Raw genomic sequence first — 24,542 nt, 5'->3', positions numbered from 1 at the left:
AGGGTTGTTGCGGTTAGAACTAAAATAATCGCTCCTATCTATCGCTTCTCTCTTCCATATTCAAGTCTGTATCAAACGGACTTTTAGTAAAAGGATAAATGGTTTGTTTAACAAAACCTTTCGGATAAGCCGCTTCGTGTACACCCGTTCCCGCCGGCCACTCCTTATCCGGTAAGTAATAGGTGCCGAACATCATATCAATGAAAGGAAATATTGATGCAAAGTTGTGCCCGTAATATTTTGGGTCCTCGCAATGATGCCAGTGGTGATATTGAGGTGTGGTGAAAATATACTTCAGAAAACCAAAATTTATTCTTGTATTGGCATGAATCAAAACGGCGTGAATGGCAATAAAGATGATATATACATTAAACACTGTAGATGAAAAACCTAAAATATACAGCGGGATAAATGTCATCGCACGGGTAAAAAAGATGTCAATAAAGTGTGTCCGGCTCCCGGCAAGCCAATCCATATTTTGAGTAGAATGATGGATGGAGTGAAAACGCCATAAGGCTACTTTGGTGTGAAAGAAACGGTGCGCCCAGTATTGGAATAAATCCGTCGTGAAAAAAGCAAGAAACAACGCGAGGGCAAATGGGAGTCCTTGTACCCAGGTATGCAGTTTGTCCAGGCCCATCCAGCCAAAAAATAATACTGCAGGTTTTTGTGTTACAATACCGAAAAACTGGATGAATAGATGGCTGATGACAAAGTATGTTAAATCTGTTCTCCACTCTTCGTGAAATTTGGTTTGTTTATCATTCTTCGGGAAGAATAATTCAAGGGGTACAAAAATAGCAACCATTAAAAGCAAGTCTAAAATCATCCAGTCTAAGCCGAAATGCCACGATGATTTGGCTACATCCCTGCCCTCAACACTAAGTGCACCTAAAATAACGGCCAAAGCCGCCAGTACAAATCCAGGCCATCCCCATTTTAATTTTTTACTTAAAATAACACTAAGGGCTGCAAAGAAAAAGGACGCAATAACGCCACCGAGCATCAGGGCCTCCATACTTTCTTTTGTGTATACTTCCCTGAATTCGGGCGTGGTTAATTTTTCCGGGTAATGGAAACATAAAATTCCCAGTAGCGCTAAAACAGCTAAAAATATAGAAACATAGCCGCTAATCTGGCCTTGGCCAACAACTAATCGTTTTCTTTCAGACATTGAGGTAGAGTTTTGTTAATCAGCAAGTATAATAAAAAAAACGATTTGGTTAAAGCGTACAAGTAGTCCTCTACATCTGTGCTAATCCTGTAAATCTGTGGTTAGCATATTTCAATCTGCATTTACAAACATTTTTCAATAATTCAGGGTTGCATTAATAGTGTCGGCTAGTCATGCTTCGATTTTTTAAATAATCTGTACTTTTGAAAATACTACGATATGTTTTTAAACTATTTACGCCTTTTACTGCTTCCTTTCTCTTTAGTTTATGGCCTGGCGGTTACACTCCGTAAAAAACTTTACGACTGGGGCCTAATGCGTTCGGTGAAGTTCGATTTGCCTGTAATCTGCGTTGGTAATCTGGCTGTTGGCGGTTCAGGTAAAACCCCAACTACCGAATATCTGGTAAGGCTTTTAGATGGATACAAAGTTGCTATACTTAGCAGGGGTTACGGTCGCAAAACAAAAGGATTTATACTCGCTGATCAGACAGCATCAGCGGAAACCATAGGTGATGAGCCACTTCAGTATTTTCAGAAATTAAGCAATGTAACTGTAGCCGTTTGTGAAGACCGTGTTGCAGGAATCAGGAAACTTGAAGAAAATCATGATGTAATTATTCTTGATGATGCCTTCCAGCATCGGGCAGTTCAGGCGGGCTTTAACATCTTGCTTTTTGAATTCAGGAAGTTAGGTACAATGCAGTTTTTACTTCCGGCAGGAAATTTACGCGATGTTTTTTCTTCCAGAAAAAGGGCAGATGTATTGCTGGTGACTAAATCGCCTGTGCCGCTTTTACATGTTGCTCAACAGGCATCGGTAAATGAGTTGCAAGCCAACAGTAACCAAAAAGTATTGCATTCCTATCTTAAATATGGCGATTTGCAGCATTTATATGAGCACAAAAGCCTTCAGTTATCTGGGGTAAAGGATTATGAAATATTCCTTTTAACCGGCATTGCTAATCCGAAGCCCCTTATTGAAGAGCTGGAAAAATATTCGGGCAACATCAATCACCACAATTTTCCCGATCATTATGCTTTTAAAACAGATGATATAAAAAAGGTTAAAGCTGCCTTTACATCAGGAATTAAAAAAGAAAAAATCATCATCACAACAGAAAAGGATAGTAAGCGTTTAAAAGCTGCGGGATTTGAAGATTTACTGGTAAATTTACCTGTATATTTTTTACCCATCGAGGTTGAATTATTTGAAGAAGATAAGATTACCTTTGATGAACTTATTTTAAATTATGTTAAGAGCAATAGAAGAAACCGTTGAATATATTAAGCGTAAAACCGAGAACTTTAAACCGGAAATAGGTATTATCCTGGGAACGGGTTTAGGCGGTTTAGTAAAGGAAATAACAATTGAGCATCAATTGATGTATTCCAATATTCCTAATTTTCCAATTTCAACGCTGGAGTTTCACAGTGGTAAATTAATTTTCGGAACGTTAAACGGGAAGAAGATTATTGCCATGCAAGGTCGCCTGCATTATTATGAAGGATACAGTATGCAGCAAATCACTTTTCCGGTAAGGGTTATGAAAGGTTTAGGTATCGAAAATTTAATTGTTTCCAATGCTGCAGGTTCATTAAATCCGGATTTCAAAAAAGGCGATCTGATGATTATTGAAGATCACATTAACCTGCAACCTGATAACCCTTTAAGAGGATTAATAGAAAGCGAATTGGGTCCGCGTTTTCCGGATATGAGTGAGCCGTATAAACGATCTATCATTAGTAAGGCATTGGATATAGCCAAAAATGTTGATATAAAATGCCATAAAGGTGTGTATGTTGCGGTATCAGGTCCTAACCTGGAAACCAAAGCAGAATACAAATACCTGAGGTTAATTGGAGCGGACGCTGTGGGGATGAGTACCGTACCTGAAGTAATTGTTGCCAATCATGCCGGTTTACCTGTTTTTGCTATTTCGGTACTTACCGATGAAGGTTTTCCTGAAGATTTAAAACCATTTAATCTAGATGAAATTTTAGAAGCTGCGGCAAAGGCCGAACCTAAAATGACGGAGATTTTAACCACGCTAATTGCTCAATTATAAAATGCATAGAGTTGTTCTGTTCTGTTTATTAATTTTTACCGGCATTGGTGTTAATAATGCTTTTGCCCAGGATTTGAAAACAACTGTTGGTAATAATAAAGAGCTCGATTCTTTGAGGAAAAAAGAAGAGGGTGCTAAAGATTCGATTGTTTATACCGCAAAATTTATTCGTTTTACCAAGCTGGGCCTTAGTAAAGATAGTATCGTTCTTTTGCCGCTTGATACTTCGACTACAAATATCCAGAATTACAGCCCCTTACTGCAGCCAACGCATCCTACAATAACCACGGGAAGTATGGGGCAGGTGGCCCGACCGCTTTTATATGAGCCATCAAAACGAATTGGTTTCGATGTTGGCTTCCATTCACTGGATTATTATGCATTGACACCTGAAGATATTATTTATTATCAGGCAAGGGCACCATTCACAAGTTTGTATTTAATTAGTGCAGGGCAAAAAGAACAACTTTTCAAGGGAACGCATACACAGAATATCAAGAAAAACTGGAACGCCGGATTTAATTTTAACAGAATGGATTCGCGTGGCTTTTACAGCAGGCAGCGTGGCGATAATTTAAATATTGCCGTTTTCAGCTGGTATCAGTCGCCAAATAAGCGTTACAATATGTGGGCTTCGGCTATTTTTAATACATTAAGGGCTTATGAAAATGGCTCAATAACTTCAGATACTTCTATTTTCGAGTCGGGATATAGCAAAATATCCCGTGATGCAGAGGCGGTAAGGTTATCATCAGCGGTAAACCGTTACCGGAAGAATACTTTGTTCCTGAAACAAACTTATTATGTTGGCCGGATAGACAGTACGAATAAGATAAACGGATCGGTTGTACCAACAAATAAAATAACATATACGGTAGAATATAACAATGATAGTTACGATTTCAGGAAGAACGAAGCTGACAATAATACCGTAATCCCTACGGCGCTTAAGAAAAGTGATGGTTTAACAGACGCAACATTTACAAATGATTCCACACATGTTATGCATGTAAAGAATGAGTTTATTTATAGTTTCTTTTTAAGGCCAAAAAGTTCATCGGTTATTAAAAATGAATTAAAGCTGGATGCCGGAATAAGACATGATTATTATACTTACCACTCGCTTGGAATAAAAAGTTCAGGGGCAACTTATGGCAGTGATGACAGATCTTTCGGCTTTCAGAATATAAGCGTTCTTGGTTCACTGGGTTATCGATTTACAAGTAATATTGATTTAAATTTAGATGTTCAGCAAATTTTTCAGGGAAGAAATGCCGGCGATTTTTTATATGAAGCAAAAAGTAGAATTGCTTTAGGTAAAACCATTGGCCGACTTGAATTAGGTGCTTATCTGCAAAATCAATCTCCATCAGAAATCTTTAATACATACCATGGCAATCATTATACCTGGGATTTAGATTTCAAGAACACCAAAGTGGCAAACCTTAACTTTGGCTATGTTAATGATAAACTCATGTTAGCAGTTGGTGCAAAATATTTTTTAACCAGTAACTATCTTTATTTTGGCACAACAATAAAAGGCATTGGCGATATTAATGTAAAGCCGCTGCAAGAAAGTGCAGACATTAACCTCATCAGGCTCGATGTTTCTAAAAAATGGCGTTTCGGAAAATTTGTGCTCGAAAATTACCTCGCTTATCAAAAAACAGATAATAGTAGTGTATTAAGAACCCCTGAGTTTTATACCTATAATAGCATTTATTATGATATTACATTCTTTAAGATACTAAAAACAAACCTGGGTTTCGATGTCAGGTATAATACAGCCTATGCCAATTATTCTTATGCACCTGCTTTGTCACAGTTTTATGTGGGCGATGCTACTGTGTTGAAATCTACACCTGTTGTCGATTTTTTCCTTAAAGCAAACCTTAAACGGGCGAATATATTTGTAAAATACGATTACCTGAACCAGGGACTTCTTTCGAGCGGTTATTTTACGGTAAACCGTTATCCAATGCCCGATGCTTTATTGAAATTTGGCTTAACCTGGAATTTTTATGATTAAGGTTGTTTTTACCGCAAAGAGCGCAGAGATATTTCGCAGAGGGCGCAAAGTTGGGAGATGATTTTTTAGCACAAGGGCATAAAGAATTTTACATTTTATGATTTAAATTTTACCCAAAAAAAAGGCTCCCGAAATATTTCGGGAGCCTTTTTTGTTATAGGTTATTTTGTATTAGAATGAATAACCAACTGAGAAACCGATGATGCGGTTTGTAAATTTGTTAGCGTTAGCTTGTCTGTCTTTTGGCGTTAAATCACTCAATCCCAAACCGTAGTTAGCGCCAACCAAGATACCTGATGAAGCACGGTAAGTTAGGCCAAAATTAGCACCAAAATCTATACTGCTTTGATCTTTATCATTAGCACTACCAAAACTTAAATCACGGTCATTGTTGGTCGTAGCGGTTGTACTTGCATTAGTATTATTATTTAATGTAGTTACAGTAGTTGTACCCTTGTTTTTACCGGAAATGTTGAAGCCGATGTAAGGACCCGCACTAATTTGTACTGCACCTGCATTACCAGTTGGGATATTGAATACTGCATTAACCGGTACTTCAATTGCCATTACGTTGGTTTTAATTGATGAATTCGTTGTGGTGGTAACAGCGCCTATCGTTGTAGAAGATGAGCCTTCGAATTTCACACCTTTATTCTGTAAGGAAATTCCCGGCTGGATGAAGAAATTGTTTGCCACACCAAAATCGCCGAATGCAGTAACGTTATAGCCAACGTTATTTTTGGCGTTATCGTTATATATTGCACTATTATCTCCGCTTGAATGAACTTTGGCAAGGTTTACGCCTGCTTTAATTCCAAATCTTGAAGTTGAACCCGTAGTAGACTGCGCAAAAGCACCCGTTGCCAATAAGATAACCGATGCACTTAATAATAACTTTTTCATAATATTTTTTCTTTAGGTAAAAGAATCTTGTTTAAAATTTCAGGAATTTTTCCTGTTTGTTAATTACAAGCCCCATATCCAAAAGCTGTGCCAAAGTATTATTTAAGTTACATTGCTTCTTGGTAAAGTGTTGGTTTACAGTTGTATTTTATGTTGATTTTAGGTATTAAAACCGTTTTAACATAATTTTAACATCAAATAGATTTCTGTATAGATTAAAGGATAAACTGAATTTTAATCAGTCAGTTTATGAGTAGCTATAGTAGAATTGGGTGTAAAAGATTAAGTTTTCTGCGGTTTTTTCTTTGCTGCAGGAAACAAAACATTATTTAAAATAAGGCGGTATCCGGGCGAGTTAGGATGGAGGTTGAGGTCGGTAGGCGGGTCGCCAACTGCATGCTGGTAATCTTCCGGATCGTGGCCGCCATAAAAGGTAAACTGTCCTTTTCCTATTTCACCGTGCAAATACCTTACTTCGGCTGCGCCTTTGTTTTCTCCCAGGACCGTTACGCTGGTTTTTACCAGGCTCTTTTTAAAGGCTGTTGTTTGCCCCATAAAGCCTTTGATCACTTTATCGTGGTTTTGTGTAAGCATTGTTGGAACCAGGTCCCATTTTGCAGAAAAGTCGAATAGGGTGAAATAATCGTTTGTTTGGTTGAGGCCGCGGGTATTGGTAACATCGATATCCGAAAACTCATAGTTCATGGGGTTATTATCCAGTTTGAAATTCTGGAAGGCCATGGTTTTGCTAAAGTCGAGTTTTGCCTGTGCATTTGGGTCTGCAGGGTCACCATCAAACATAGCTGCACAAATGTCTACACCTTCTGCGGCCAGGGCAATATCAAAACTATCAGTTCCCGAACACATGGCAAACAAGAAACCACCACCGGCACAATATTCTTTAATGTGTTTTGCAACTGCAAGTTTCATTTCCGAAACTTTCTTATAGCCCATCTTTTTTGCCAGCGCTTCCTGGTTCTTTACATCCTCCTGGTACCAGGTGGCATATCTGAATGAAGCATAGAAGCGGCCGTATTGTCCGGTAAAATCTTCGTGGTGCAGATGGAGCCAGTCGTACTTGCTTAATTTATCCTGAAGGATATCGTCATCGTAAATTACATCGTAAGGAATTTCAGCATAAGTTAAAACAAGTGTTACGGCATCATCCCAGGGGAGTTTGCTTTTAGGAGAGTAGACGGCAATCTTTGGTGTTTTTTCGAGTTTTACCATTTCCATGTTTACCGATGGATCGCTGATTTCATTTAAAAGGTTCACCACCTTTCCATCGGCCAGCACTTCATAAGAAACGCCTCTTATTTTTAATTCATCTTCAACTGTTTTGTTGTATTTAATGAGGAAGCTCCCGCCGCGATAATTAAGCAGCCAATCTACCTCAAGTTGTTTACTTATGGTCCAGTAAGCTATACCATAAGCTTTCAGGTGGTTTTTCTGATCTTCATCCATAAAAACCAACAGGGATGAGGCTTTAGCACAAATACTCAACAACAAACAGAAAACGAGGATATAGTATTTCTTCTGAACCGCCATAATTACTTAAAACACTAAAATACCTGATTTAGTCTGTTTACAGAAATTTAATTAATGATTGCCGGTGTTATGAACTGTGGTGTTTGGTTTAGCCAGGGCTTTTTGTTTTTTTATGCAGAAACCTGATCATTAAACCTGACAGCAGCGGCAGCCCCGAAACCTTTTCGGTGAGGGCTACAGCGAATGGCAGGGCTGCAGGTTACGAAGAATTGCCTTGCCATTTGTTTTCCTGATCTTTTTGATTGGCGGGTATTGTTTATAATTTAAATCTTTAAGGCTGTTCTATTTATCTAAATTTGTTATTTTTGCCCTTCACTTAAAAACAGAAAGACTTTTGAGCTGTTTTTATAAAATAAAATTGATATGAGTAAAGCAATAATAAAAACCGAAAAAGGTAATATGACTGTAGAGTTCTTTGAAAAAGATGCTCCAAAAGCAGTTGCAAACTTCAAAAAATTAGCAAATGAAGGATTTTATGATGGTGTTCGTTTTCATCGCGTAATTCCTAATTTCATGGTTCAGTCGGGTTGTCCGAATTCAAAAGATGGTGCTACAGGCATGCCTGGAACTGGTGGCCCGGGTTATAAAATTGATTGTGAATTAGATGGCGAAAACCAATACCACGATCGCGGTGTATTATCAATGGCACATGCAGGTCGTAACACAGGTGGTTCGCAATTTTTCATTTGCCATAGCAGAACAAACACGGCTCATTTAGACCGTAACCACACGGTGTTTGGTAAAGCAATCGAAAATGTTGATCTTGTTGATGATATCCGTCAGGGAGACAAAATTTTAGGTATCGAAATAATTGAGGACTAAATTGCATTTTGCGTTTGGCCATATGGGTTTAAACCCGCAAAGCCCAGGCGCTAACTGCTAAACAAATATAATATGAATTTAAGAGGAATAGTTGCCGTTTCGGGCAGACCAGGTTTGTTTAAACTTGTAGGACAAAATAAGGTTGGTTATATTTTGGAAGGTCTTGATGCGCAGAAACTTAAAATAGTAGCTAATATTACGAATACAAAGCTTGCATCGCTTGAAGATATTACTGTTTATGGTGAAGACGAAGAGATTAAGCTGGTAGATGTTTTTGCTAAAATTTCGGCTAAAGGATCAACACCTGATACCAAGGCTGATACAGCTACTTTACGTGCTTATTTTAATGAGGTTGCGCCAGGACATGACGAAGATAAGGTTTATGCTTCTGATATGAAGAAGATCATCGGTTGGTATAACATTATTAAAGATTTACCTTTATTTACAGAAGAAACACCTGACACAGAAGGTACTGCTGCTGAGGTAAAACTAGCTGAAGAAAAAGCTGTAGCAGATAAAAAACCTAAAGCTACTGCCGCAAAAGCAAGTGCTAAGGCAACAACTAAAACATCAGCGCCTGCTAAAAAAGCAAGTATGACAAGTAAAAAAGGAGTTTAAACTTCCTGAGTTATTTTGTAGAAACACCGGTTTATGCCGGTGTTTTTTTATGCCTTATTTTTTCTGTTAAAAGAAGTAATAGATGATTGCGCAGATTACCAGTGCACCAACGATGCTTATCCATAAGTATTTATCCGCACCGCCTTGTTTACTTTTAAACTTGTATTGTCTTTTATATTTATCTAGAATCATAATCTTTTTATTAAAGGATGAAAACGGACAATTAATTCCATAAAGTGCATAGTTTTATTATGCGTGATGATAAGGTTCGCCTTTTAAAATACTAAAGCCCCGGTATAACTGCTCTACAAAAAATAATCGGATCATCTGGTGAGAAAATGTCATATCGGATAAAGATATTAAACCATTTGCTCTTTTATAAATACTATCATCAAAACCATAGGGGCCACCAATAATAAATATTAAATGCTGTACACTGCCCACCATTTGTTTATTAAGATAGGCTGAAAATGCTATTGAAGTATATTTTTTACCTTGCTCATCCAGTAAAATAACAACATCGCTATTGTTAATTTGTTTATGTAAAAGTTCGGCCTCTTTAGCTTTTTGTTGGGCTTCTGACAGATTTTTTACATTTTTAACATCGGGAATGGCCAGAAAGCTAAAGTTAATATAATGTTTTAAGCGGTTGATGTACTTGTCTATTCCTTCGATTAAATATTTATCTTCTGTTTTGCCAATGGCGATAAGGGTAATTTTCATCTGATTTTACCGGTAGTTGTCAATTTATGTTACAAACTTAGCTAAAATTGAAGCAAGAAAAATTAATATTGCGCTTAATATCTTTTTAGCCTGTTTAATGATTGATAAAAGAAAAAATATACCGGCCGAATATAGCGAGTGGGTAAATAATGCCGAACTGAACGTTGCCGGTACCAGAAAGTTAATCGATCAGCTATCGCTAGTTCGTATAGGGCTGTTTTTGGCGGAAGTTTTATGCTTCGTTTTACTTTTGAATTCTGCTGATAACGGTTGGCGGGTATTTATAGCGTTTTTGATGGCCTTGCCAGTTTTTTGTTTTGTGCTGATTGTTCGTAAACAAAGCATGCTGGATAAAAAGTTAAGCTTTGAAAACAAACTGCTTTGGGTTTACCAGAACGAGTCTAACATTTTAAACGGAATGGATAATGGTTATGATGATGGAGAAAAGTATGTATCTGAAGCCCATCCATATACTTCAGATCTGGATATTTTTGGTAAATCATCACTGTTTTCATTGCTGAACCGTTGTAGTACAGCTAATGGTAATGATTTACTTGCAGCGAGGTTTATGGCTGCAAATACGGTTGATGAAATAATATTGAGACAGGAAGCCATTGCCGAAATGGCCGGGATAACCGAAAAAACTTTTGCGTTCAGGGCCAATTTGCTGGAAAGTGATCCTGCAAAAATAACGTTGATTAAAGAACAGCTTCAGGCAAAACTGGCAGAAAAACTCTCTTTTGTACAAAATAGATTCTTAAAATTTTATGTGAAGCTGGTTCCGTTTATTACAGTGCTCCTTTTGCTTGGCGGGGTGTTGGCCGGTGGTATCTTCTGGAACCTGTTAGCCTTTTTCTTTTTTGCCCATATATTTTTAAACGCGGCGTTCAGCTCAAAAACAGACCTTGTTTTTTACAGTTTTAGTGGAGGTTCCGACTTACTGAATAATTATTCAGCGGCAATTCAATGGACGGAAACCCAGCAATGGAAAAGCAATTATTTACGAAGTTTATTTATAGCTGATTCAGTGGCGAGTAAAGAGATAAAAGCGCTGGCTAAAATTATCCAGCAGTTCGATTCGAGGTTAAATTTAATGATAGGCAGTATTTTAAACGGATTATTGCTTTGGGATTTCAGGTGTTGCGTAAGCCTGGATAAATGGCTGAAGTCATCATCAAAAAATGTAATTTCCGCCCTGGATAACCTGGGCAATTTTGAAGAAATAGTTTCATTGGGTACGCTTCGGTACAATCAGCCTGAATGGGTTTTTCCAACTGTTAAAAAATCATTTTCATTGTCAGCACATTCATTGGGCCATCCCTTAATTAAAGAAAAGCTACGGGTTGTTAACGATTTTAACCTTAAAGATGTACCAACTGTTGATGTGATTACCGGCTCAAATATGGCTGGTAAAAGTACATTTCTGCGAACAGTTGGAATTAATATGGTTCTGGCCTATGCAGGCGCTCCTGTTTGTGCAAAGGAAATGGAATTATCTGTTTTTGCGATCAACACTTACATGCGTATAAAGGACTCGCTGAACGAAAGTACATCAACGTTTAAGGCTGAACTGAACCGGTTGAAAATGATCTTAAACAATGTTGCCCATACAGAAAATACATTTGTGTTTATAGATGAAATGCTCCGCGGCACCAATAGTCGGGATAAGTACCTTGGTTCAAAAGTTTTTATAGAAAAGTTACTAGAGCTGAAAAGGTCTGCTTTGTTTGCCACCCACGATTTACAACTTGCTGATATGCAACAGGAGCATCCCCAAAGCCTTCGTAATTATCATTTTGATATTAGCATTAAGGATGGAGAAATGATGTTCGATTATAAATTGAAGCAAGGGCCGTGTGCTACTTTTAATGCGGCTATCTTATTAAAGGAAATCGGACTGGCGCTATAAAAATTACCTGACTAGTGTAACTGACCCGGAATATTTTACATTTTCGTTTTTTAGCGTTGTGCCCATGATGAGGTAATAATAAACACCTACAGGTAAATCATTGCCTTTAAAGGTTCCTTTCCAGTTATCGTAAATATTATTGCTTAGGAATACGACGCTTCCATATCGGTTAAATACCTGGATTTTATATTGCTTTAAATTGGTAAGGCCCACAACAAATTCATCATTAACGCCATCTCCATTAGGTGAAAAGGAGTTAGGTGTAAAAACAGAACTTTCTTTACGAACAACTAAATCACCTAAAAGAATATTGGTAGAACAGCCGTTTTTGGAAAATGCGGTAAGCCTAATTTTAAAGATCCCGTTCGTTTCATAAGTGTGTACAGGGTTAGTTTCGGTTGAGGTAAGGTTATCGCCGAAATCCCACAAGTAGTAATCTGCATCGATCGATTTATTAACGTAGGTTATGGGTGCCGGAACGGCGTATTTCCAATTAAATCCCGGTTCGACATAAAAACTGGCAACGGGTACCCTGGCAATAGGTGGAACAATTAAACTTGCAATAACAGGGTCGCAGCTTCCTGAGGTAAGTGCCACTTTGTATGTTCCGGCCTGGCTTAAGCTGGTAACCGGTATTTCGACACTACTTGAGGTAGCTGTAAAATTGTTTGGTCCGCTCCACACGTAAGTGATATTTTCCAGTTCCGGTACCGATAATTTAATCACATCGCCAATGCAAAACAGTGGTTGGTTTATAGTGATAACAGGAAGTTCGGGCTTAAGCTCTACCAATAAATCGAGCGTTTTAGTTGCCTTGCATCCATTGTTGGTTTCTATTGTTAATGTTATTTTCCTCAATCCCGGTGTGGAGTAAGTTACGAGCCTTCCGTCATTTGTGGTATTTGAACTACTGTTAACACCAGCTCCAAAATTCCAGGTGATTTTAGTATAGTTTTTTGAGGCATTGACAAATGAAAAGCTCTGGTTTTTTTCACATTTATTATTGATTACGATGGAAAAATCTGCTTCAGGTTTTAAATCTACCGAGAGTATTTCTATGCTATTTTCTTCACTGATACAATCACCAACCTGAATAAACAACTTATAGCTACCTTTAATTTCAGGGCCGGTTACAGGGAGTTCAGGATTCCGGAGTTGCGATGTAAAACCATTTGGGCCAGACCAATGGTAGGTAGCGAGGTTTACATCAGGCGTAGAAAGCCGGAGTACATCGCCCTGACATAGGTTTAGCCCTGAGGCAGTTATTGAAGGTTTATCCGGCGTTTTTGCCACAATGAAATTTTTTGTGGTAACCACATTACAACCATTTAGCGCTTTGGCTTCTAATACCACAACCTTTTCGCCAGGTGTACTGTAAGTTATGGTGAAAGGCCCTTCAGTTGTAGCCGATGCAATACTTGCACCTTCCCCAAAAGACCATTTTAGTGATGAATAATTGGTGGCATTACTTTTAAAAATATACGCCTGGTTGTCGGTACATGGATTTAATTTATCAACTAATATTTCTGCGGTAGGGCCCGCGAAATCAGCCGTTCCGCCAAACTCAATAGTAAAACCATTATTCCCACTCGAAAAATTATCAATTAAAAGGGCATAATTGTGGCCTTCAATTAAGTCGACATATTTAACAAAACCATTTTGCGGTATAATCGGGCAGCCAGAACTTTCCGTTAAGTCGGTTTCAGTCATACTTAATCCGGTTTTGTAATAACTGGGCGTACAGGTTACCCCGCTACCAGCGGCACAACGAATCGCATTGGCTGCATTAATATTAGTACAATCTCCGCCAATGCCTAAATCGTAAAATACCCAATCAATATCGTTTGTTGTTACTGATGGTGTAATTACAAAGGTTAAGGTACCGGCTTTAGAAGCCTGAAACATATACCAGGAAGAATTCGATTCGGTGCCGAGGCAAGTTCCAATCGATTCGCGGTTATTATTGCCTGGGCCAGTAACATTTAACTGGGTAAATGTTTCTTTGGAGCAGAGAATTGATGCAGAAATACAATCCTGTCCGGCCTTTATGGGTGGAAAATAATTATCCACACATAATTTGAAAGTTCCGGTATTATCGTTAGTGGCACTAACCCTGATGTAATATTCCTGACCAAGCGTTAATGCGCCCTTATACAGCGAAGTAACATTGTTTGATGTAAAACTGGTACCGATCATTTCAGATATTCCTGAGGTGTTCGGCTCAAAAGTATATAAGGCAACAAGCGGATTAATCAAGGTATTTGTACTTGCAGCGTTAACCTGCCCGGTAACTGAAATATTTACATCATATTTTGAAGCCGTAAATTTAAACCAGACATCCTTTCCTGTTGCCGGCCAGGCCAAGGGTTTATTGTAGGTAAGCGTTTGGGTAGCTTCGAGGTTACTATATTCAGCATCGTTAGAACAAAAAGCGGCTGTATTCGTGATTTTTATTGCGCCTGCCAGTTCATCATTTGTTGGTGGTGCAAATTTTGCCCATATTTTAATGTTAGCTGAGAGCAGGAGTAATAGGAGTATGAGAAAGCGCATAAAGTAAAACTATTAAAAAAAATCCTCTTTGTTAATTAAAGATTATTAATGATTTGTTAATATTAAACTTGCATCTTGAGGCAAGCTATTTGTAAATGATAAAAGCTTCTGATTTTGGAAAAGACTTTTTATGGGGTGTAGCTACTGCTGCCGCACAGATTGAAGGTACCGCTGACTATTACGGGAAAGGGCTCTCCATATGGGATACTTTTTCTGCGAAGGGCGGGAAGATAAAAAAAGGGCACAGGCCCAATGTGGCCTGCGATTTTTATCATCGTTTCAGGGAAGACATTGCTCTTGTAAAAATCCTTGGATTTAAGGTGTTCAGGTTTTCGGTTGCCTGGTCCAGAATTTTGCCACAGGGAAAAGGGGAGGTTAATCCCGAAGGTATCAGGTTTTATCATAATGTTATTGACGAATGCCTTGAAAATGGTATTACACCGTATGTAACGCTATATCATTGGGATTTGCCACAGGCACTTGAAGATGAAGGTGGCTGGACAAGCTTTAGCATCAATGCCGCTTTTAATGCTTTTGTGAGTATTTGTGCCACTGCGTATGGCGACAAGGTAAAAAACTGGATGGTTATAAATGAGCCTTTTGGTTTTACATCGCTCGGTTACATGCTTGGTGTGCACGCACCTGGTAAAACAGGTCTTAATAATTTCTTTTCTGCCGTGCACCATACGGCTCTTGCCCAGGCCGAGGGCGGTAAAATTCTGAGGGCTGAAATCAGTAAAGCCAATATCGGTACAACATTTTCATGTTCTGAAATCCTGCCATATACACAAAGTGATAATGATATTTTAACTGCGAAAAGGGTAGATTGTTTAATGAACAGGCTTTTTGTAGAGCCGAGCTTAGGTTTAGGTTTTCCAACCGAAAACTGGGACGTACTGGAGAAATTCCAGATCGAGTATGGAACCTGGCGGCACAATGATCGGTATAAGTTCGATTTCGATTACATCGGATTACAAAATTATTTCCCCCTAACGGTGAAGTATAATGCCTTTATACCCGTAATTCAGGCATGGGAAGTTAAAGCAAAGAACAGAAAGCAACCACATACTGCAATGGGTTGGGAGATTAATGCGGATAGCTTCTATAACATTATTAAACAATTCTCAGCTTACGAGGGTGTTAAAAACATCATTATCACCGAAAACGGAGCTGCCTATCACGATAAAATGGTTGACAACAGGATTGAAGACGCGGATCGGATAGCCTATTTCAAGCTTTACCTCTCAGCTTTATTGAAAGCTAAAAGTGAAGGTATGCCAATTACAGGTTATATGGCCTGGACATTAATGGATAATTTTGAGTGGGCGGAGGGATTTACCGCCAGGTTTGGTTTGGTATACAACGATTTTAAAACCCAGGAGCGAACCATAAAAGATTCCGGTTACTGGTGGCAGCAATTTCTTAAATCTTAATAATATTTTTCATTTAAATCATTATGAATCAGCCACATTTCTGTGGATTAGAATTATTGTGAATAAATATTCTATATTTTTATTTAGACTTAATCTTAATAGTGTATATTTGTCCAGTGGTTTTGTAATACTCAACATCATCTTTTGGTTAGTTTTGTTGATTAATAAGTCCTGTTTACCCGCATAGTATGTGTGCGGGTAAATCAGGCGCTATTGGGAAATTAAAGCATTTATTTATGTGTAAAACGTTGGTACTCGCTCAAAATGAAAATATAACGATAGCGCAATGTTGCAACTGCAGGATTTTAAATATCTGGAGGGCAGGTGTTTTAATGAATTTTTCTTTTGAGCAATTCGATGCTTTTTATCATGCTACTAAAAAGCTGGAGTTTGATAATTATCTGGAGAACAGACCCGATGGTCAAGAAATTGTTATTCTCTCTACACCTTTCCCTGATATCAGTTTAGTATTTACCCGGTACGAGTGGCGGGAATTCTTTGAGAAAATGGAGGAGGCCACATATATGCAAAGGGTTTATGAACTGGTGCATAGTTGAAATTTGATCGCTTTAAATATGGCTCATCAAATGTAGGGTATGGCACGGCAACACAAAAAACATACGGTTTTTGGTCTACTATTCTCGCATTTTTAACATTTACCACTCCTATTATAGAGAATAAATGTAACCACTGTTACAATTGTGGTTATGAGTTTGAATAATTTATTCTTCCGGTAACAACATTTTATAGTTGCAGCAACCTTGAATGTGCTGTCATGCTGAGGAACGAAGCATCTGTGGGCAATGAAACAGATGCTTCGTTCCTCAGCATGACAGTTTACTATAGGATTTTCCAAACAAAAATCCCGTTCTGAGTTAACAAAACGGGATTGATATTTTGACTTAGGACTAAAGACTATTGATTAATTAATAGCTGCTTTAGCAGCAGCTTCAGCCCTGATAATGTTTAGCGCACCACCCGCTTTAAACCAATCAATTTGTTGTGCATTGTAGCTGTGGTTAACCGGAAAATCCTCCTGTGTTCCATCGGCATGGTGTAATACCAGCGTTAAAGATTTATCAGGTGTAAATTCTGTTAAGCCTAAAATATCAACGGTATCATCCTCCAGAATTTTATCATAATCATCCTTGTTAGCGAATGTTAAGGCCAGCATACCTTGTTTCTTTAAATTGGTTTCATGGATACGGGCAAAAGATTTTACCAGAACCGCACGTACGCCTAAGTGGCGAGGTTCCATGGCTGCATGCTCACGTGATGAGCCTTCACCATAGTTTTCATCACCAACAACAATAGAGCCTAAACCAGCTGCTTTATAATCGCGTTGTGTTGCCGGAACCGGGCCGTACTCACCAGTCAACTCATTTTTAACGTTATCGGTTTTATCGTTGAAATAGTTAACTGCACCAATTAACATGTTATTGGAAATGTTATCCAGGTGACCACGGAATTTTAACCATGGGCCTGCCATAGAAATATGGTCGGTGGTACACTTACCTTTTGCCTTGATTAAAAGTTTTAAGCCTTTTAAATCTGTGCCTTCCCAAGGGCTAAATGGATCTAATAATTGTAAACGGTGTGATGTTGGCGAAACCAAAACCTCTACCTTTGAACCATCCTCTGCCGGCGCCTGGAAGCCAGCGTCTTCAACCGCAAAACCTTTAGTTGGCAATTCATAACCGGTAGGTGGATCTAGTTTTACCTGTTCACCTTTATCATTTGTTAAAGTATCTGTTAAGGGATTGAAACCTAAATTACCAGAAATGGCAATGGCAGCAACCATTTCCGGAGAAGCTACGAACGCGTAAGTATTCGGGTTACCATCGGCACGTTTAGCGAAGTTTCTGTTAAACGAGTGAACAATCGTATTTTTTTCTGCTTTTTCTGCCCCTGTACGGTCCCACATACCAATACATGGTCCACAGGCATTGGTAAAGATTGTTGCATTCAGATCTTCGAAAGTTTTTAAATAACCATCGCGATCAGCCGTATAACGAACCTGTTCTGAGCCTGGGTTAATACCAAATTCTGCCTTAGTAGCTAAACCCTTAGCGATGGCCTGATTTGCAATAGATGCTGCCCTGGATAAATCCTCGTACGAAGAGTTTGTACAAGAACCAATCAGGCCCCATTCTACTTTTAAAGGCCAGCCATTTTTCTCTGCCTCCGTTTTCATCTGAGAAACCGGGGTAGCTAAATCTGGTGTGAAAGGGCCGTTTAAATAAGGCTCTAAAGTATCTAAATCAATTTCGATAACCTGATCGAAATAGTTTTCCGGATCAGCATAAACTTCAGGGTCTCCGGTTAGGTAAGCAGCAATTTTGCTGGCCTCATCGGCAACTTCATTTCTGTTAGTAGCACGTAAATAACGTTCCATGCTTTCATCGTAACCAAAAGTTGATGTGGTTGCACCAATTTCAGCACCCATGTTGCAAATGGTACCTTTACCTGTACAGCTCATTGATGTAGCACCATCGCCAAAATACTCTACAATTGCACCCGTACCACCTTTTACTGTTAAAATACCTGCAACTTTAAGAATTACATCTTTAGCGGCGGTCCAGCCGTTTAATTTACCGGTTAGTTTTACACCAATTAACTTCGGAAATTTCAGCTCCCAGGGTAAGCCAGCCATTACATCGCAGGCATCGGCACCACCAACACCAATGGCAACCATACCTAAACCTCCGGCATTTACCGTGTGTGAGTCGGTTCCAATCATCATTCCGCCAGGGAAAGCATAATTTTCTAAAACAACCTGGTGAATAATACCTGCACCGGGTTTCCAGAAACCAATGCCATACTTATTTGAAACAGATGAAAGAAAGTCGAAAACTTCGGCACTTTCTGTTCTGGCATGTGGTAAATCTATCGCAGCACCTTCTTTAGCCGTAATGAGGTGATCGCAGTGAACAGTTGAAGGAACAGCGACTTTTGGTCGGCCTGCCTGCATAAATTGCAATAGCGCCATTTGTGCTGTTGCATCCTGCATAGCAACGCGGTCTGGAGCGAAATCTACGTAATCGGTTCCGCGTGAAAATGCTTTTTTAGGTTCTTCATCCCAAAGGTGAGCATATAATATCTTTTCTGATAATGTTAAAGGTCTGCCAACAACTTTACGTGCTGCTTCAACGCGGCCCGGAAATTTTGCGTAAACCTTTTTAATCATGTCTATATCAAAAGCCATACTTTATTGTTTTAATTTATTGTCTATATCAATACTATCTAATGTAAACAATTTTAAACAGATTTATTTTTGAGAATTGTCAAAATGTCTTATTTAAAACCATTCTATGCAAATATTTTGCGTAAAGAAAAAGGCTATCTGAATTACCGGATAGCCTCTTCTTTTGCTTAACAAATGATATGATTATTTGTTCTTATTGTTTAGTAGAAATTGGGGTAAACTTTGTCAGATTAATCCCCTCTACAGCTGCTTTATATTCGTCGATATTTGGAATGCGGCCTAAGATGGCAGATAATACTACTACTGGCGTAGAGGCCAACAGTGATTCTCCTTTTTTGCCATCACGGTCTTCTACCACACGGCCCTGGAATAAGCGTGTTGAAGTAGCCATTACAGTATCGCCTTTAGCAGCTTTCTCCTGGTTACCCATACACAAGTTACAACCCGGACGCTCTAAATACATGATGTTTTCATATTCAGTACGGGCTGTACTTTTTGGTAAAGCATCACTGAACTCGAAGCCAGAGTATTTTTGCAGGTATTCCCAGTCGCCCTCTGCTTTTAGTTCGTCGATAATGTTATAAGTAGGTGCAGCAACCACTAATGGTGCTTTGAATGATACCGTACCTGTCATGGTTTCAACGTTTTTCAACATTTGAGAAACAATTTTTAAATCGTCTTTATGTACCATGCAAGAGCCTACGAAGCCTAGGTCAACTTTCTTATCGCCACCGTAAAAGGTTAAATCCCTGATGGTGTCATGTGTATAACGTTTTGAAACATCAGCATTGTTTACATCCGGATCGGCAATCATTGGTTCGTTGATTACATCCAAATCGATAACAACTTCTGCATAGTATTTTGCATTATCATCAGGCATTAAAGCTGGTTTTATACCTGTTTTAATTTCCTCGATACGTTTGTTTGCCTTGTTAATCAGTCCCTGAAGTACCTGGTTATGGTTATCCATTCCCTTGTCGATCATGATCTGGATACGGTTTTTAGCAATTTCCAGCGATTGGATCAAAGTATCATCCTGTGAAATACAAATAGAAGCTTTTGCCTTCATTTCTGCGGTCCAATCGGTAAAAGTAAAAGCCTGATCGGCTAATAAAGTACCGATGTGCACCTCGATGATACGACCCTGGAATACGTTTTCGCCATCAAATTGCTGCAACATTTGCAGTTGCGTTGCATGAACCACATCACGGAAATCCATGTGTTCTTTCATTGCACCTTTGAAGGTTACTTTTACTGATTCAGGAATCGGCATAGATGCTTCACCGGTAGCCAAAGCCAATGCCACAGTACCAGAATCGGCACCGAAAGCAACACCTTTTGACATACGTGTGTGCGAGTCGCCACCAATGATGATAGCCCACTCGTCGATGGTAATGTCATTCAGAACTTTATGGATAACATCTGTCATTGAATGATAAGTACCTTTAGGGTCACGGGCGGTAATCACGCCAAACTCATTCATAAACTTCATCAGTTTAGGGATGTTTGCCTGTGCTTTCTTATCCCAAACTGAGGCGGTATGGCAACCTGACTGATAAGCACCATCAACAATAGGCGAAATAACTGTTGCCGCCATGGCTTCTAATTCCTGAGCAGTCATTAAACCTGTAGTATCCTGAGAACCTACAATGTTTACTTCTACACGAACGTCAGAGCCTGCATGTAATACTTTTCCTGCTGTTAAGCCTACAGCATTTCTGTTGAAGATTTTTTCAACGGCTGTTAGTCCGACACCTTCTTTGATTACTTCTTTGGCAGGAGCAAAAACCAACGGTGCTTCAATGCCTAATGTTTTAGCAGCGAAAGTTTGAATTTTCTTGCCAAATACAATGGCATAAGAACCTCCGGCTTTAATAAATTCAAGTTTTTGAGGAGTGAAAGATTTTGAAATATCTTTTAACTCTTTATCGCCGTTATATAGTTTTTTTGTTCTGGTATTGATGGTCAGTACTGTTCCCGTAGCAACTGAATAAGCTTCTTCTAAAACGATATCACCATTTTCGTTACGAACAACGTTTCCTTCAGCATCTGTTTTTTTAACCCAGTTCTGAAGATCGATCCCGATACCGCCCGTCACATCAACCGTAGTTAAGAAAATAGGAGAAATACCGTTTGTTCCTGCTACAATCGGCGCAATGTTTACAAAAGGTACATATGGAGAAGCTTGTTTACCTGTCCATAAAGCCACATTGTTTACGCCCGACATACGTGATGAACCCACGCCCATGGTTCCTTTTTCGGCAATTAACATAACGCTGGCATCAGGATGCAGGGCTTGTAACGCTTTAATTTCCTGCTGAGCCGCAGGAGTGATCATGCACTGCCCGTGTAATTCACGGTCAGAGCGTGAATGCGCCTGATTACCAGGAGATAATAAATCAGTAGAAATATCACCTTCAGCAGCAATGTAGGTCACCACTTTAATTTCTTCAGCTACGGCAGGTAATTCTGTAAAGAATTCTGCTTTAGCATAGCTTTCTAATATTTCTTTTGCAATTTCATTGCCACTGCCATAAGCTTCTTTTAAACGATCCGTATCGGCATCATAAAGGAAAACCTGGGTTTTAAGTACGTTTGCTGCTTTTTTGGCTTTATCACCATTGTCCGCTAAAGCAATATCCAATAAAACCTTAATTGATGGCCCACCTTTCATGTGAGATAACAATTCAAAAGCAAAGTCAGGAGTGATTTCTGCAACCGCAACTTCACCCGTGATAATTTCTTTTAAAAACTGTGCTTTTACACCAGCTGCAGCTGTAGTACCCGGTAGGGTATTGTATATGAAAAAATTAACAGCATCTGCTCTGTCAATATTATTTACATTTTTGATTTGAGTGATGATTTCGCTTAGTAATTCAGCACCATCAATAGGTTTAGGGTGAAGACCTTGGGTTTTCCTTTCTTCAATCTCCTGGATATAATCGTTATAAATACTCATCGTAGCTATTTTATTCTTTTTTGCTGTAGGTTTTGTGAAACAAATTAAACCTTACATTTCGCCTGAAGAATAATGTTTTTTGTGTATTAATTTGTGTTGGTTAACTAAAAAAACTGTTTTTCAGTTTAGAACAAAAATAGCAAAAAACAACCTTTAAATGTAATTTACGCAGGCGATTAAGCAATTTGGAATTATTCTAAACTACGAAAAATTAGGGTAAAAAGGAAGTCATAAAACGATGTGAGTGCATCATAAAAACAGGTGATTATTGATTTTGATATTAGCTACGCTCGTATTCCAAAATAGTTTTTTTAATCAATGGTATAAACTGTCCGTTTGTGAACAGTGATGTTCAGTTATGAACGCCAGGATGGCAGCATTAGGCCTGTAACTGCCGTTTGCCGATTAACAGTGACAGTTATTTTTACTGGCACAAGAATGGCTTGTTGTTACAGCGTTGAAAAAGTGAAACCTTTATCGGCAAAATATTGTAAAACGCGTGGTAATGCATATTCGAGACGATCAAAAGCTTTTAAGCTATCGTGAAAAACAATCACAGATCCGTTTCGGGTATGTTTTATCACATTTTGATAGCATTTTTCAGGAGAAAGATTGATGTCGAAATCGCCGCTTAAGATATCCCACATTACAATTTGCAGTTTGTGGTTTTTAGTTCGCGATTGGCTACCTGTTGATAATGGCAAACTGTTAGTTAACTTATGGATTTGACTTTTCTTAATCCTCCCATAGGGTGGGCGAAAAAGATTTGTCAGGGTTAATGCCTGGCATTTTAAAGTATTTTGAAAATAGGTTTCATCATCGGTAATCCACCCTTTGAGGTGATTAAAAGTATGGTTTCCGATGGCGTGACCGTCGTTTTTGACACGATTAAAAACCTCGGGATGCTTAACAATATTATCACCAATGCAAAAAAAAGTCGCTTTGGCATTAAAGGCTTTTAAAGTTTTTAATACAAAATCTGTAACATTGGGTATAGGTCCATCGTCAAAGGTTAAATAAATAACTTTATCGGTTCGAGACTTATTCCATAATAATGATGGATAATACCATTTAAGCAGAAGCGGCGATTTGACCAGGTACATTACTCAAAGTTAGTAATTGCCCGGATAGATTGAAATTATTAAAGTTGTTTATATAGATTTGAAACAAATTATGAAGATGTTTACCCAAACAAAATTTTTTACCGGCTCTGCATTATTAATTGCCTTAGGTTTTAGTCAAGTTGTTAACGCTCAACAAGTAATTACCATACAACAAGCTGTTGATAATACCCTAAATAATAACCTTACCATTAAACAGGCACAATTTAGTGCGGCGATAACACAGGAAAATTTAACCCAGTCTAAATATGCTGTTTATCCAAATTTAAATGCCAGTGTTAACCCGAATTTAACTTTCGGACGTGGTTTGGACCAGACAACTTTCCAGGTTACCAACCAAACCTCGTTGTACACCAGTGGTAATTTAAGTACCAATGTGGATGTGTTTCGCGGTTTTGAAAAAATTAATCAGATCAGGCAAAATAAAACCTTACTTGAAGCGGATAAAACCAACGTTGATAAGATTAAAAATGATTTAATTCTAAATGTAGTTACGGCTTATCTTCAGGTACTTTATAATACCGATTTAGAACGTGCCTCGAGAGAGCAGTTAGATATTGCCAACAAGACACTGACAAGGGAATCGGCTTTGCTTGATGCAGGTAACAAGACACTTGCCGATGTTTCTCAGGCTAAATCGCAGGTTGCTACCGCAGAACTTAATTTAACAAATGCGCAGAATGCACTTTCTATTTCATATTTAACTTTAGGCCAGTTAATGGAGATGCAGCCAAACCAGAAATTTGTTGTGCAGGCACCGCTAATTGATAATGTTAAAGCTGTCCCATCAGCGGAAAGTGCGGAAGAGATTTATAACAGTGCCTTAAATATTTTTCCTGATATTAAGCTGGCGAGTTTACGAGCTTTAGCAGCAAAACAAGCAATAGCTGTAGCCAAAGGTGCTTATTCACCTTCACTAAGTTTAGGGGCGGGTATTAATACTTCCTATTCATATCAGTTTAATTATAACGGACAAACGCCTCAATCATCTTTTGCTGATCAGATTAACCAGCGTTTGGGACAAAGCATAGGGATGAGTTTACAGATTCCGATTTTTAATGGCTTCACTGCACGTTCTTCAGTAAGAAGAGCGAAAATAACGTATCAAAACAGTTTAACAACCGAACAATTGGCTAAGAATAATTTGAATAAGGTTATTTTTCAGGCGACAACCGATTTGAAAGCTGCGCAAAGTCGTTATGGCTCCACTCAAAATGCTTTTAATGCACAAAAAGATGCCTTTTACGTAGTTGAACAACGCTACAATGTTGGTCTGGTAAACTCTTTAGATTACAGTACAGCACAAACGAATAGAAATAAAGCTGAAATTGATTTTATACAGGCTAAATACGATTTGCTTTTCCGTGCAAAGGTGATCGACTACTATTTAGGAAAACAGATAACTTTTTAACTGAGCTGAAAGGCTAAAGCTTAAGGCGGATAGATAAAACCTTAATACAAACAAACGAAATACAATAAA

18 protein-coding genes are annotated in these 24,542 nt (G+C 38.6%); 9 read left to right on the top strand and 9 right to left on the bottom strand.

Features of this window, described 5'->3' with window-relative positions; all coding sequences use genetic code 11:
* Window positions 1-34: 34 nt before the first annotated feature.
* Window positions 35-1,174, bottom strand: a complete 1,140-nt coding sequence (locus tag R2R71_RS10610) for a sterol desaturase family protein (protein ID WP_316831254.1) — start codon at window positions 1,172-1,174, stop codon at window positions 35-37.
* Window positions 1,175-1,393: 219 nt separating this feature from the next.
* Between R2R71_RS10610 and lpxK the strand changes: the two genes are divergently transcribed.
* From lpxK to R2R71_RS10595, 3 genes are read left to right on the top strand one after another with little or no spacing between them, the layout of a single operon-like run.
* Complete coding sequence (gene lpxK / locus R2R71_RS10605; protein WP_316831253.1) at window positions 1,394-2,455, top strand: tetraacyldisaccharide 4'-kinase; 1,062 nt, start codon at window positions 1,394-1,396, stop codon at window positions 2,453-2,455.
* Window positions 2,427-3,242: a purine-nucleoside phosphorylase gene (locus R2R71_RS10600; protein ID WP_316831252.1), complete on the top strand. Its 816-nt coding sequence runs from the start codon at window positions 2,427-2,429 to the stop codon at window positions 3,240-3,242. The genes lpxK and R2R71_RS10600 overlap by 29 nt, the downstream gene beginning before the upstream one ends.
* 1 nt (window position 3,243) lies before the next feature.
* Entirely contained in the window at window positions 3,244-5,271 is a 2,028-nt protein-coding gene (locus R2R71_RS10595; RefSeq protein ID WP_316831251.1) for a putative porin, read from the top strand.
* A 171-nt stretch (window positions 5,272-5,442) separates the two neighbouring features.
* On the opposite strand, the gene R2R71_RS10590 is transcribed toward R2R71_RS10595, so the two are convergent.
* Both R2R71_RS10590 and R2R71_RS10585 read right to left on the bottom strand, forming a co-directional pair.
* Window positions 5,443-6,174 (bottom strand): porin family protein, encoded by a 732-nt coding sequence (locus R2R71_RS10590; protein ID WP_316831250.1) that lies wholly within the window; start codon window positions 6,172-6,174, stop codon window positions 5,443-5,445.
* 282 nt (window positions 6,175-6,456) lie between these two features.
* Window positions 6,457-7,638, bottom strand: coding sequence for an asparagine synthetase B (locus R2R71_RS10585; protein WP_316831440.1), 1,182 nt, complete (start codon window positions 7,636-7,638; stop codon window positions 6,457-6,459).
* A 447-nt stretch (window positions 7,639-8,085) separates the two neighbouring features.
* Between R2R71_RS10585 and R2R71_RS10580 the strand changes: the two genes are divergently transcribed.
* Entirely contained in the window at window positions 8,086-8,544 is a 459-nt protein-coding gene (locus R2R71_RS10580) for a peptidylprolyl isomerase (RefSeq protein WP_316831249.1), read from the top strand.
* Between the two features lie 72 nt (window positions 8,545-8,616).
* The gene (locus R2R71_RS10575) at window positions 8,617-9,162 is read left to right on the top strand and encodes a DUF5606 domain-containing protein (protein WP_316831248.1); all 546 of its coding nucleotides are present in this window, start codon (window positions 8,617-8,619) and stop codon (window positions 9,160-9,162) included.
* A gap of 66 nt (window positions 9,163-9,228) precedes the next feature.
* Here the strand turns inward: R2R71_RS10575 and R2R71_RS10570 are convergent, their stop codons facing one another.
* Together R2R71_RS10570 and rlmH are read right to left on the bottom strand one after the other, a co-directional pair.
* Window positions 9,229-9,354 (bottom strand): hypothetical protein, encoded by a 126-nt coding sequence (locus R2R71_RS10570; protein ID WP_316831247.1) that lies wholly within the window; start codon window positions 9,352-9,354, stop codon window positions 9,229-9,231.
* A 57-nt stretch (window positions 9,355-9,411) separates the two neighbouring features.
* Window positions 9,412-9,885, bottom strand: coding sequence for a 23S rRNA (pseudouridine(1915)-N(3))-methyltransferase RlmH (gene rlmH, locus R2R71_RS10565; protein ID WP_316831246.1), 474 nt, complete (start codon window positions 9,883-9,885; stop codon window positions 9,412-9,414).
* 97 nt (window positions 9,886-9,982) lie between these two features.
* Between rlmH and R2R71_RS10560 the strand changes: the two genes are divergently transcribed.
* On the top strand, window positions 9,983-11,794 hold the full coding sequence (locus R2R71_RS10560; protein ID WP_316831245.1) for a MutS-related protein: 1,812 nt from the start codon (window positions 9,983-9,985) through the stop codon (window positions 11,792-11,794).
* A gap of 3 nt (window positions 11,795-11,797) precedes the next feature.
* Here the strand turns inward: R2R71_RS10560 and R2R71_RS10555 are convergent, their stop codons facing one another.
* Complete coding sequence (locus tag R2R71_RS10555) at window positions 11,798-14,344, bottom strand: PKD domain-containing protein (RefSeq protein ID WP_316831244.1); 2,547 nt, start codon at window positions 14,342-14,344, stop codon at window positions 11,798-11,800.
* Window positions 14,345-14,439: 95 nt separating this feature from the next.
* Between R2R71_RS10555 and R2R71_RS10550 the strand changes: the two genes are divergently transcribed.
* Together R2R71_RS10550 and R2R71_RS10545 are read left to right on the top strand one after the other, a co-directional pair.
* Window positions 14,440-15,777 (top strand): GH1 family beta-glucosidase, encoded by a 1,338-nt coding sequence (locus R2R71_RS10550; protein WP_316831243.1) that lies wholly within the window; start codon window positions 14,440-14,442, stop codon window positions 15,775-15,777.
* 236 nt (window positions 15,778-16,013) lie between these two features.
* Complete coding sequence (locus R2R71_RS10545) at window positions 16,014-16,334, top strand: hypothetical protein (RefSeq protein WP_316831242.1); 321 nt, start codon at window positions 16,014-16,016, stop codon at window positions 16,332-16,334.
* A gap of 365 nt (window positions 16,335-16,699) precedes the next feature.
* Here R2R71_RS10545 and R2R71_RS10540 read toward each other — a convergent pair whose 3' ends face one another.
* The 3 genes from R2R71_RS10540 to R2R71_RS10530 all read right to left on the bottom strand — a co-directional run bounded on the left by R2R71_RS10540 (window position 16,700) and on the right by R2R71_RS10530 (window position 23,044).
* The gene (locus tag R2R71_RS10540) at window positions 16,700-18,982 is read right to left on the bottom strand and encodes an aconitate hydratase (RefSeq protein WP_316831241.1); all 2,283 of its coding nucleotides are present in this window, start codon (window positions 18,980-18,982) and stop codon (window positions 16,700-16,702) included.
* 193 nt (window positions 18,983-19,175) lie between these two features.
* Window positions 19,176-21,941 carry a bifunctional aconitate hydratase 2/2-methylisocitrate dehydratase gene (locus R2R71_RS10535; RefSeq protein WP_316831240.1) on the bottom strand — a complete coding sequence of 922 codons (2,766 nt, stop codon included), beginning with the start codon at window positions 21,939-21,941 and terminating at the stop codon, window positions 19,176-19,178.
* A gap of 449 nt (window positions 21,942-22,390) precedes the next feature.
* On the bottom strand, window positions 22,391-23,044 hold the full coding sequence (locus tag R2R71_RS10530; RefSeq protein ID WP_316831239.1) for a polysaccharide deacetylase family protein: 654 nt from the start codon (window positions 23,042-23,044) through the stop codon (window positions 22,391-22,393).
* A 70-nt stretch (window positions 23,045-23,114) separates the two neighbouring features.
* Here R2R71_RS10530 and R2R71_RS10525 point away from each other — a divergent pair, with 70 nt between their 5' ends.
* Window positions 23,115-24,473, top strand: a complete 1,359-nt coding sequence (locus R2R71_RS10525; protein WP_316831238.1) for a TolC family protein — start codon at window positions 23,115-23,117, stop codon at window positions 24,471-24,473.
* The last annotated feature ends 69 nt before the right edge of the window (window positions 24,474-24,542 follow it).

The sequence above is a fragment of the Pedobacter aquatilis genome (genome assembly GCF_032678405.1).
Lineage (GTDB): Bacteria > Bacteroidota > Bacteroidia > Sphingobacteriales > Sphingobacteriaceae > Pedobacter > Pedobacter aquatilis_A.
Note: the sequence above shows the minus strand (reverse complement) of the source record. Positions and strands in the feature narration are given on the sequence as shown.

Coding starts and splice junctions, on each gene's coding strand:
- R2R71_RS10610 (WP_316831254.1), bottom strand. CDS start 1,174: ATGTCTGAAAGAAAACGATTAGTTGTTGGCCAAGGCCAGATTAGCGGC.
- lpxK (WP_316831253.1), top strand. CDS start 1,394: ATGTTTTTAAACTATTTACGCCTTTTACTGCTTCCTTTCTCTTTAGTT.
- R2R71_RS10600 (WP_316831252.1), top strand. CDS start 2,427: ATGTTAAGAGCAATAGAAGAAACCGTTGAATATATTAAGCGTAAAACC.
- R2R71_RS10595 (WP_316831251.1), top strand. CDS start 3,244: ATGCATAGAGTTGTTCTGTTCTGTTTATTAATTTTTACCGGCATTGGT.
- R2R71_RS10590 (WP_316831250.1), bottom strand. CDS start 6,174: ATGAAAAAGTTATTATTAAGTGCATCGGTTATCTTATTGGCAACGGGT.
- R2R71_RS10585 (WP_316831440.1), bottom strand. CDS start 7,638: ATGGATGAAGATCAGAAAAACCACCTGAAAGCTTATGGTATAGCTTAC.
- R2R71_RS10580 (WP_316831249.1), top strand. CDS start 8,086: ATGAGTAAAGCAATAATAAAAACCGAAAAAGGTAATATGACTGTAGAG.
- R2R71_RS10575 (WP_316831248.1), top strand. CDS start 8,617: ATGAATTTAAGAGGAATAGTTGCCGTTTCGGGCAGACCAGGTTTGTTT.
- R2R71_RS10570 (WP_316831247.1), bottom strand. CDS start 9,354: ATGATTCTAGATAAATATAAAAGACAATACAAGTTTAAAAGTAAACAA.
- rlmH (WP_316831246.1), bottom strand. CDS start 9,885: ATGAAAATTACCCTTATCGCCATTGGCAAAACAGAAGATAAATATTTA.
- R2R71_RS10560 (WP_316831245.1), top strand. CDS start 9,983: ATGATTGATAAAAGAAAAAATATACCGGCCGAATATAGCGAGTGGGTA.
- R2R71_RS10555 (WP_316831244.1), bottom strand. CDS start 14,344: ATGCGCTTTCTCATACTCCTATTACTCCTGCTCTCAGCTAACATTAAA.
- R2R71_RS10550 (WP_316831243.1), top strand. CDS start 14,440: ATGATAAAAGCTTCTGATTTTGGAAAAGACTTTTTATGGGGTGTAGCT.
- R2R71_RS10545 (WP_316831242.1), top strand. CDS start 16,014: ATGTGTAAAACGTTGGTACTCGCTCAAAATGAAAATATAACGATAGCG.
- R2R71_RS10540 (WP_316831241.1), bottom strand. CDS start 18,982: ATGGCTTTTGATATAGACATGATTAAAAAGGTTTACGCAAAATTTCCG.
- R2R71_RS10535 (WP_316831240.1), bottom strand. CDS start 21,941: ATGAGTATTTATAACGATTATATCCAGGAGATTGAAGAAAGGAAAACC.
- R2R71_RS10530 (WP_316831239.1), bottom strand. CDS start 23,044: ATGTACCTGGTCAAATCGCCGCTTCTGCTTAAATGGTATTATCCATCA.
- R2R71_RS10525 (WP_316831238.1), top strand. CDS start 23,115: ATGAAGATGTTTACCCAAACAAAATTTTTTACCGGCTCTGCATTATTA.